The sequence below is a fragment of the Novosphingobium sp. 11B genome, from assembly GCF_054589055.1.
On sequence record NZ_BAAILP010000252.1, the window covers coordinates 11,780 to 20,026 of the forward strand.

At 68.4% G+C, this 8,247-nt stretch carries 8 protein-coding genes; 5 read left to right on the forward strand and 3 right to left on the reverse strand.

Features of this window, described 5'->3' with window-relative positions; translation table 11 throughout:
• Nucleotides 1–34: 34 nt before the first annotated feature.
• From hemB to ACYPYD_RS22450, 5 genes are all read left to right on the forward strand, one after another.
• Nucleotides 35–1,030 (forward strand): porphobilinogen synthase, encoded by a 996-nt coding sequence (hemB, locus tag ACYPYD_RS22430; protein WP_459665634.1) that lies wholly within the window; start codon nt 35–37, stop codon nt 1,028–1,030.
• Nucleotides 1,005–1,586, forward strand: coding sequence for a GNAT family N-acetyltransferase (locus ACYPYD_RS22435; protein ID WP_037521168.1), 582 nt, complete (start codon nt 1,005–1,007; stop codon nt 1,584–1,586). The genes hemB and ACYPYD_RS22435 overlap by 26 nt, the downstream gene beginning before the upstream one ends.
• Before the next feature lie 149 nt (nt 1,587–1,735).
• Complete coding sequence (locus tag ACYPYD_RS22440) at nt 1,736–3,976, forward strand: fused MFS/spermidine synthase (RefSeq protein ID WP_459665626.1); 2,241 nt, start codon at nt 1,736–1,738, stop codon at nt 3,974–3,976.
• Complete coding sequence (locus ACYPYD_RS22445) at nt 3,973–4,533, forward strand: gamma carbonic anhydrase family protein (protein WP_036525618.1); 561 nt, start codon at nt 3,973–3,975, stop codon at nt 4,531–4,533. The genes ACYPYD_RS22440 and ACYPYD_RS22445 overlap by 4 nt, the downstream gene beginning before the upstream one ends.
• The gene (locus tag ACYPYD_RS22450) at nt 4,533–4,811 is read left to right on the forward strand and encodes a DUF167 domain-containing protein (RefSeq protein WP_069708635.1); all 279 of its coding nucleotides are present in this window, start codon (nt 4,533–4,535) and stop codon (nt 4,809–4,811) included. Before ACYPYD_RS22445 ends, ACYPYD_RS22450 begins: the two co-directional genes overlap by 1 nt.
• A 143-nt stretch (nt 4,812–4,954) precedes the next feature.
• On the opposite strand, the gene ACYPYD_RS22455 is transcribed toward ACYPYD_RS22450, so the two are convergent.
• The 3 genes from ACYPYD_RS22455 to ACYPYD_RS22465 form a co-directional block, all read right to left on the reverse strand.
• Complete coding sequence (locus ACYPYD_RS22455) at nt 4,955–5,350, reverse strand: group II truncated hemoglobin (protein ID WP_459665628.1); 396 nt, start codon at nt 5,348–5,350, stop codon at nt 4,955–4,957.
• A 44-nt stretch (nt 5,351–5,394) separates the two neighbouring features.
• Nucleotides 5,395–6,987 carry a cisplatin damage response ATP-dependent DNA ligase gene (locus tag ACYPYD_RS22460; RefSeq protein WP_459665630.1) on the reverse strand — a complete coding sequence of 531 codons (1,593 nt, stop codon included), beginning with the start codon at nt 6,985–6,987 and terminating at the stop codon, nt 5,395–5,397.
• Nucleotides 6,988–7,185: 198 nt separating this feature from the next.
• Nucleotides 7,186–8,190, reverse strand: coding sequence for a ligase-associated DNA damage response exonuclease (locus ACYPYD_RS22465; protein WP_459665636.1), 1,005 nt, complete (start codon nt 8,188–8,190; stop codon nt 7,186–7,188).
• Between the last annotated feature and the right edge of the window lie 57 nt (nt 8,191–8,247).

The following is an 8,247-nucleotide window of genomic DNA, read 5'->3' on the forward strand; positions in this document are numbered from 1 at the left end:
GCCCCCGCCTTCGTTTTCCGGCAATCACCCCGCCATGACCGGCACATATCCCCACACCCGCCTCCGCCGTACCCGCGCCACCGCCTGGAGCCGCGCGCTCCATCGCGAGACGGTGCTGACCCCGGCGGACCTCATCTGGCCCCTCTTCATCACCGAGGGCGAAGGCGTCGAACATCCCGTGGCCGCGCTGCCGGGCGTGTCGCGCTGGTCGGTGGACCTCATCGTCGAGCGGGCGAAGGAAGCGGTGGACCTTGGCATCCCGGTGCTCGCGCTGTTCCCGCACACCCAGCCCGATCGCCGTAGCGAGGACGGGGCCGAGGCGCTCAACCCGGACAACCTGATGTGCCGCGCGATCCGCGCGATCCGGGCGGAACTGGGCGATAAAATCGGCCTGCTCACCGACGTGGCGCTCGATCCCTATACCAGCCACGGACAGGACGGGCTGATCGACGATGCGGGCTACGTCCTCAACGACCAGACGGTCGAGGCACTGGTCGGCCAGTCGCTCAACCAGGCCAACGCGGGCGCGGACATCATCGCCCCATCGGACATGATGGACGGCCGCATCGCCGCGATCCGCGACGCGCTGGAGGACGCGGGCCATATCAACGTCCAGATCATGAGCTACGCCGCCAAGTACGCTTCGGCGTTCTACGGCCCGTTCCGCGACGCGGTCGGTTCGCGCGGGCTGCTCAAGGGCGACAAGAAGACCTACCAGATGGACCCCGGCAACACCGAGGAAGCGCTGCGCGAAGTCGAGATGGACCTCGCCGAGGGCGCCGACACGGTGATGGTGAAGCCTGGCCTGCCTTACCTCGACATCATCCGCCGGGTGAAGGACACGTTCGAGGTGCCCGTCTTCGCCTATCAGGTGTCCGGCGAGTACGCGATGATCGAGCATGCGGTCGCGGCGGGCGCGGCGGATCGCGATGCCATGGTGCTGGAGACGCTGACCGCCTTCAAGCGCGCCGGCGCCTCGGGCGTGCTGACATATCACGCTGCCCATGCGGCGCGGCTGCTGCGTGGTTAGGATCGAGACCGACCGCCTGATCCTGCGCGACTGGGGTGAGGGCGACATTACGCGCTTCGCCGAGGGCACCAATACGCCCGCCGTCATGCGCCACCTCGGCGGGGTGATGGACGATGCCAAGGTGGCGCTGTTCGAGGAGCGCGTGCTGGGTTTCCAGAACCGTCTCGGCCACACCTTCTGGATCGTCGAGCGCAAGGACGACGGCGCGGTGCTCGGCTTCTGCGGCCTCAAGGTGATCGATGCGCCGGGGGCGACGTTCCTCGGCGAGATGGAGATCGGCTGGCGGTTCCGTGAGGATTCCTGGGGGCAGGGCTATGCCAAGGAAGCGGCCATCGCCTCGCTCGATGCCGGGTTCGGCCGGTTCGGGGCGGCGGAGATCTTCGCCATCACCAACATCGAGAACACCGCCAGCTGGGGCCTGATGCTGCGCCTCGGCATGGTGCGGCGCGCGGAACTGGACTTCGTCGATGCGCGGTTCGAGCCGCCGGTGGGCGATACGATCGTCCATTCGATCACCGCCGAGGCGTGGCGGAGCATTGGGCGCGCGGGGCGCTAACCGTAGGTCATCACCACACACTTCGTCATTGCAAGCGCAGCGAAGCAATCCAAGGCGGCGCCAAACTGCCCTGGATTGCTTCGCTGCGCTTGCAATGACGAGTGAAGGTCTATCCTTCCCTGCCGGCACCACGTACCTGTCTTGCCGCAATGACCGACACCGCCGAGCACATGCTGCAAACCGCACGGACAACCCCGCCGCGCCGCGGGCTGTTCGTCGCCACCATCCTCGTCGGCAGTTTCCTGCTGTTCCTCGTCCAGCCGATGGTGGCGCGCATGGCGCTGCCCCGGCTCGGAGGCGCGCCGAACGTGTGGAACAGCGCGATGCTGGTCTATCAGGCGCTGCTGCTGGCCGGATACGCCTATGCTCACTGGCTCGGCCGGTTCGCGCTGAAGCGGCAGGCGATGATTCACCTCGCGTTGCTGCTGGTCGCCGCGCTGACCTTGCCGGTGGGCCTGATCGACATGCCGCGCATCGCCGGGCTGCCCGAGGCCGCATGGGTGCCATTGCTGCTGGGCGCGAGCATCGGCCCGGTATTCTTCGTCGTCTCCGCGCAGGCGCCGCTGATGCAGCGCTGGTTCGCCGCTGCGCCCGAAGCGGGTGCACCTTGGGCGCTTTACGCCGCCTCAAACTTGGGCAGCTTCGCAGGGCTGATCGCCTATCCGCTGCTGGCCGAGCCGTTGCTGAGCGTGCGCTTGCAGAGCCTCGCGTGGTCGGGCGGCTTTGCGGTGCTGGTGCTGCTGATCGCGCTGGCCGGATTCAGCCGCCGCAATACCCCTGCGCCGATCGCACAGGCCCACGCTTCGGAGCGCATCCCCGGCCGCACCATCGGCCTGTGGCTGCTGCTGTCGGCAGTACCCTCGGGGCTGATGCTCTCGACCACCACGCATCTCACCACCGACATCTTCGCGATGCCGCTGCTCTGGGTGATCCCGCTCGGGCTCTACCTGCTGAGCTTCGTGATCGCGTTCTCCGACCGGCGCGGGCCGGCCACCGTCGTCAGCCGCGTGGCGCCGGTGGTGGTGCTGTTCATGGGCAGCTACGCGATGCTGTCGAACGGGTCGGGCACCCTGTGGGCCGTGGCGGGCACCTGCCTGCTGCTGCTCTGCGTGGCGACGACGCTGCACGCGCGGCTCTATGACCTGAGGCCGGGAGAGGCGCAGCTTACCCGCTTCTACCTCGTCATGTCGGCGGGCGGAGCGCTGGGCGGCGTGTTCACCGCGCTGATCGCGCCGCTGGTGTTCGACTGGGCCTGGGAGCACCCCCTGCTGGTCCTCGCCGCCGCGTTGCTCATGCCGCTGCGCCCGCTGCTGAACTGGCGCGACAACGCCGACATGGAGCCCGGCATGGCGCGCATCGCGCTCGGCGTGGTGCTGGCCTTCGCAGGCTTCCTCGGCTGGGAGCTGCTGCAGACCGTGCTGGACCCCGAGGAGGCGCTGTTCAGCCTGATGCTGACGGTGTTCCTCGTCGGCGTGGGGGTAATGGTCATGGCATGGCGCGGGGCCTTCGCGCTTGTCCTGCTGATCGGCATGGTCGGACAGGGCGGCCTGTGGACCGTGCGCGCCACACTGGAAGGCGAGCGCACCCGCAGCTATTTCGGCATCTATACCCTGCGCGACGACGCCGAAGGCCGGTTCCGCACGCTGGCGCACGGCACGACGCTGCACGGCATGCAGGCGCTCGATCCCGCGCATGCCCGCGACGCGCTGACCTATTACGGACCCGGCTCGGGGATTGCGCTCGCGCTGGCGGCAGTACCCGCCATCGAGGGGCCGCAGGCGCGCGTCGGCGTCGTCGGGCTCGGCACCGGCTCGCTCGCCTGCCGCTCGCAGCGGGGGCAGGACTGGACCTTCTTCGAGATCGATCCGGTCGTGCTGCGCTTCTCCACGACGCGGCAGTTCACCTTCCTCAAGGACTGCACCCCGAAGGCCCGCGTGGTGATCGGCGATGCCCGGCTGGAACTGGCACACGTCGCGCCGCGCAGCTTCGAGGTGCTGGTGATCGACGCCTTCTCCTCCGACGCGATCCCCATGCACCTGCTGACGACCGAGGCGCTGGCGGTCTACCGCCGCGCGCTGACGCCGGGGGGTCTGCTGATCCTGCACATCTCCAACCGCTACATCGACCTTGCGCCGGTGGTCGGCGCCAATGCGCGAGCGAGCGCGCTCATGGCGCTTTCGCGGCTGGACTTTCCCGAGGACGAAGTGCGCTACACCCCCTCGCGTTGGATCGCGCTTTCGGCGGATCGGGCCGTGCTCGACAGGCTTGCAAGGCAGCGCCCCGATGCCCCATGGAGCAAGCTTGAAGAACGGGCGCCGGAACCCTGGACGGACGATCACGCTTCCATCCTGCCGTATGTCCGCTGGAGCAGGCTGACGGGGAATCCATGACCGACCGTAACGACATCACAATCGCGCCTTTCAACGGCAAGGCGCCGCGCATCCATTCCAGCGCCTTCATCGCGCCCGGCTGCCGCATCATCGGCGATGTCGAGATCGGCGCCGACGCCAGCATCTGGTACAACTGCGTGATCCGCGCCGACATCAACCGCGTGGTCATCGGTGCGCGCACCAACATCCAGGACGGCACCGTCGTCCATTGCGACAGCCCCAAACCGCATCGCCCCGAAGGCTACGCGACGATCATCGGCGAGGACGTGCTGATCGGCCACATGGTCATGCTGCACGGCTGCACGCTGGAAGACCGCGCCTTCATCGGCCTCGGCGCGATCGTGATGGACGGCTCCTATGTCGAGAGCGACGGCATGCTGGCGGCGGGCTCGCAGCTCACCGGCAAGCGCATCGGTGCTCGCCAGCTCTGGATGGGCCGCCCGGCAAAGTACCTGCGCGATCTGACCGACGAGGCCGTTGTCGCCAACCAGGCGGGCGTGAAGGGCTATGTCCTCAATGGCCGCCTGCATGCCGAGGCGCTCGGGCTGAAGGGCTGATGGCGCGGCCCAGGGCGATGCTGCCCGATGCCGAGGCGCTGCGAGCGCTGGTCGATGCGGAAGGAGCCCTGGCCCTGCGCGTAACCCCGGGCGCCAAAGTCGAAGCGTTGGAAATCGCCGGGAACCGCCTCACCGCCAAAGTCCGCGCAAAGCCGGAGGACGGCAAGGCCAACGCCGCCGTGCGCGACCTGCTCGCCCGCGCGCTGGGCGTGGCGCCTTCGCGGCTGGAACTGCTGCGCGGCGCAACATCGCGTGAGAAGCAGTTCCGGGTGAACTGATGCGGGTTCCTCCCCGAGCTTGTCTCGGGGAGGGGGACCGCCGCCGCAGGCGGTGGTGGAGGGGGAGGAGGCGGGAAATTCCCCCTCCGTCACCGACTTCGTCGGCGCCACCTCCCCGAGCAAGCTCAGGGAGGAACACGGACCTACCGCCCCATCCCGCGCGCCAGCCTGCCGAGCACTTCGCGCATCGACGCCGCGATTTCCGCAGGCTCAGGCGCGACGTCGGTGATGGCGCGCTCCATCGCCTCGGCCCACTGGTTCGCCGTCAGCGCCTCGATGGTAAAGGGCGCGTGCAGGCTCACCATGCAGCGGCCGGGGTTCTCCTCGAACCAGTCGCGCGGGCCGCCTGCCCAACCGGCGAGGAATTTCGGCAGCGAGGCCCGCATCGGCGCCAGATCGGCCGCATGCATCGCGCGCAACTCGGCATAGGCCGGGTCGCTGTCCATCAGGTCGTAGAAGCGGTTGGCGATCGCCTCGAACACCGGCGCGCCGCCGAGGCGATGGTAGGGGGTGTCCGGCACGGGGGAGGGCTGTTCCATGCTGCCCCTCTAGCGCATCGTCCGCACGCACGCATTGATCGCGGTCAATCGCGGATCAGGGCGCGCAAAGTCTCGATGCGGTCGGCCTCGTGCGCGGGCTTGTCGGCGCGGATGCGGCTGATGCGGGGGAAACGCATGGCGACGCCGGACTTGTGGCGCTTGCTGGCGTGGACCGAATCGAAGGCGACCTCGAACACCAGCGACTTGTCCGTCTCACGCACCGGGCCGAAGCGGCCCACGGTGTGGTTGCGCACATGCCGGTCGAGCCATTTCAGCTCCTCGTCGGTGAAACCGAAGTAGGCCTTGCCCACCGGCAGCAGTTCCGCGCCGACATCGGGATCGCCGTCCCAGCAGCCGAAGGTGTAGTCCGAATAGAACGAGCTTCGCTTGCCCGAGCCGCGCTGGGCATACATCAGCACGCAGTCGATCAGCAGCGGGTCGCGCTTCCACTTGTACCACAGCCCGGTCTTGCGCCCCGCGACATAGGGACTGTCTCGCCGTTTGAGCATTACCCCCTCGATCGCATCGTCTCGCGCGCGTTCGCGGATGGCGGACAGGTCGGCGAAGTCGGCGGCGGGGATTACGGTGGAGATGTCGAACCGGTCGGCGGGCAGGCGCGGAAGCAGCGCCTCCAGCGCGGCGCGGCGCTGACTCCAGGGGAGGGGGCGCAAGTCCTGCCCCTCCAGGATCAGCACGTCGTAGAGGCGCACGAAGGCGGGATATTCCTCGCGCATCTTCTTCGAGACGGTCTTGCGACCGAGGCGTTGTTGCAGCGCGTTGAAGCTGGCCGCGCCGCCCTCTTCGCCGCCCTGATGGGCACCGCGTACCAGCAGTTCGCCGTCCAGCACGCCGTCGATATGCAGCGCCTCGGCGACCTCGGGGAAAGTGGCGGAAATGTCGTCGCCGGAGCGGGAATAGACGCGCGTTTCTCCGCCCGCCCGAACCACCTGCACGCGGATGCCGTCCCACTTCCATTCGGCGGCATAGTCGGCCAGATCGACCTCCGTGTCCTCCAGCCCGTGCGCCAGCATGAAGGGCCGGAACAGCGGCAGATCTTCGGAATTGGGAGGCTCGGCACCGTGCGCGGCCCAGTCGAACAGCGGGGCATAAGGCGGCGTCTGGCCGTGCCAGTGCTCCTCCACATCCTCCACCGCGACGTCGAAAGCCTGCGCGAAAGCCGTCTTGGCGAGACGCGCCGAAATGCCGATGCGCATCGCGCCGGTGGCCAGCTTGAGCAGGGCATAGCGGCCGTTCGCATCCAGCCGGTCGAGCAGCTTCGGCAGTTCCACCATGACGTTGGCGCGCGTCATGCGGGAAAGCGCATCCACCGCCTCGGACACCGTAGGCGGGGAGGGTGCCTCCGCCGGTTCGGGCCAGAGCAGGCTGGCGGTCTCTGCGGAATCGCCCACGTATTCGCGGCTGAGCGTCCAGAGTACCGGGTCGATCCGCTCGGTCAGGAGATTGCGGATGGTCGAACTCTTCACCGCCGGGAAATCGAGCCCATCGGTCAGCGCGGCAAGCGCCCAGCCGCGATCCGGATCGGGCGTGTCGCGCAGGTAGTCGGCCAGCAGCTTGAGCTTGGCGTTGCGGCTGCGGGTGTAGACCAGCGCGTCGAGAAGGGCGGCGAAGTGTTCCATCAGGAAAGAGAAGTTCTGGGGCCATCGCCCCAGACCCCCATAGCGTCGAGGTCGCGCGCGCAGCCTCGTTTCGCGCTCACTTCGAGCCGGGAGACAAATGGCCTGCGGCGCCAAGTGGGGCTGAGGCGGCTGCGCGCACGACGACGACAGTAAAGGGGGCTGGGGCGCCGATAAGCTCTGGGGCCCCAGGACTTCTCTTCAATCATCTTCATCCTCATACCCCACCAGAGCCAGCGCCCGCGCCTTCCTCTGGTTCAGCTCGCACCAGCGCAGCATGGCTTCCTCGCGCCCGTGCGTGATCCATGTCTCGGCGGGGTTCACGTCCACCACGGTCTGCGTCAGTTCGTCCCAGTCGGCGTGGTCGGAGATCACCAGCGGCAGTTCCACCATCCGCTGCCGCGCGCGCTGGCGCACCCGCATCCAGCCGGAGGCCATCGCCGTGATCGGATCGGGCAGGCGGCGGCTCCACCGGTCGTTGAGCGCCGAGGGCGGGGCGACGATCACCGCGCCGGTGAGTTGCTCCTTGCTAGCATCCGACACCAGCCGCAGGTCGCCCAGATCGACGCCCCATTCTTCATACAGTCGGCACATCCGCTCCATCGCGCCGTGGAGCCAGATCGTGTCCTGGTGCCCGGCGCGGCGCAGTTCGGCGATCAGGCGTTGGGCCTTGCCCAGCGCATAGGCGCCGACGAGCACGCAGCGCTCCGGATTGGCGGCGAGGGCGGAGAGCAGCTTGGCGATCTCCTCCTCCACCGGTGGGTGGCGGAAGACGGGCAGGCCGAAGGTCGCCTCGGTGACGAGCACGTCGCAAGGGGTGACCTCAAAGGGCGGGCAGGTGGGATCGGCGCGGCGCTTGAAGTCGCCGGTGACGATGATCCGCTCGCCCGCGTGTTCGAGCAGTATCTGCGCGGAGCCGAGGACGTGTCCGGCGGGAATCCAGGTGGCGTGGACTTTGCCCGGCAGGGCGATGCGGGTTCCGTAGGGGACGGGCACCGCGCCTTCCTCGGTGGCGTAGCGCAGTTTCATGATGGCGAGGGTTTCGGGGGCGGCGAACGTCGCGCCATGGCCGCCGCGGGCGTGGTCAGCATGGCCGTGCGTTACCAGCGCGCGATCGACGGGGCGGGCCGGGTCGATCCAGCAGTCGGCGGGGACGACGTGGATGCCCCAGGGTTCGGGTCTTATCCAGGAGAAATCGCGGGGCATGGATAGCAGAAGAGGCCGGGAACCCGTGTGGTTCCCGGCCTCTTCATTCTCAAGCCC

Coding starts and splice junctions, on each gene's coding strand:
- ACYPYD_RS22450 (WP_069708635.1), top strand. CDS start 4,533: ATGGCGCGGCCCAGGGCGATGCTGCCCGATGCCGAGGCGCTGCGAGCG.
- ACYPYD_RS22445 (WP_036525618.1), top strand. CDS start 3,973: ATGACCGACCGTAACGACATCACAATCGCGCCTTTCAACGGCAAGGCG.
- hemB (WP_459665634.1), top strand. CDS start 35: ATGACCGGCACATATCCCCACACCCGCCTCCGCCGTACCCGCGCCACC.
- ACYPYD_RS22435 (WP_037521168.1), top strand. CDS start 1,005: ATGCGGCGCGGCTGCTGCGTGGTTAGGATCGAGACCGACCGCCTGATC.
- ACYPYD_RS22440 (WP_459665626.1), top strand. CDS start 1,736: ATGACCGACACCGCCGAGCACATGCTGCAAACCGCACGGACAACCCCG.
- ACYPYD_RS22460 (WP_459665630.1), bottom strand. CDS start 6,987: ATGGAACACTTCGCCGCCCTTCTCGACGCGCTGGTCTACACCCGCAGC.
- ACYPYD_RS22455 (WP_459665628.1), bottom strand. CDS start 5,350: ATGGAACAGCCCTCCCCCGTGCCGGACACCCCCTACCATCGCCTCGGC.
- ACYPYD_RS22465 (WP_459665636.1), bottom strand. CDS start 8,190: ATGCCCCGCGATTTCTCCTGGATAAGACCCGAACCCTGGGGCATCCAC.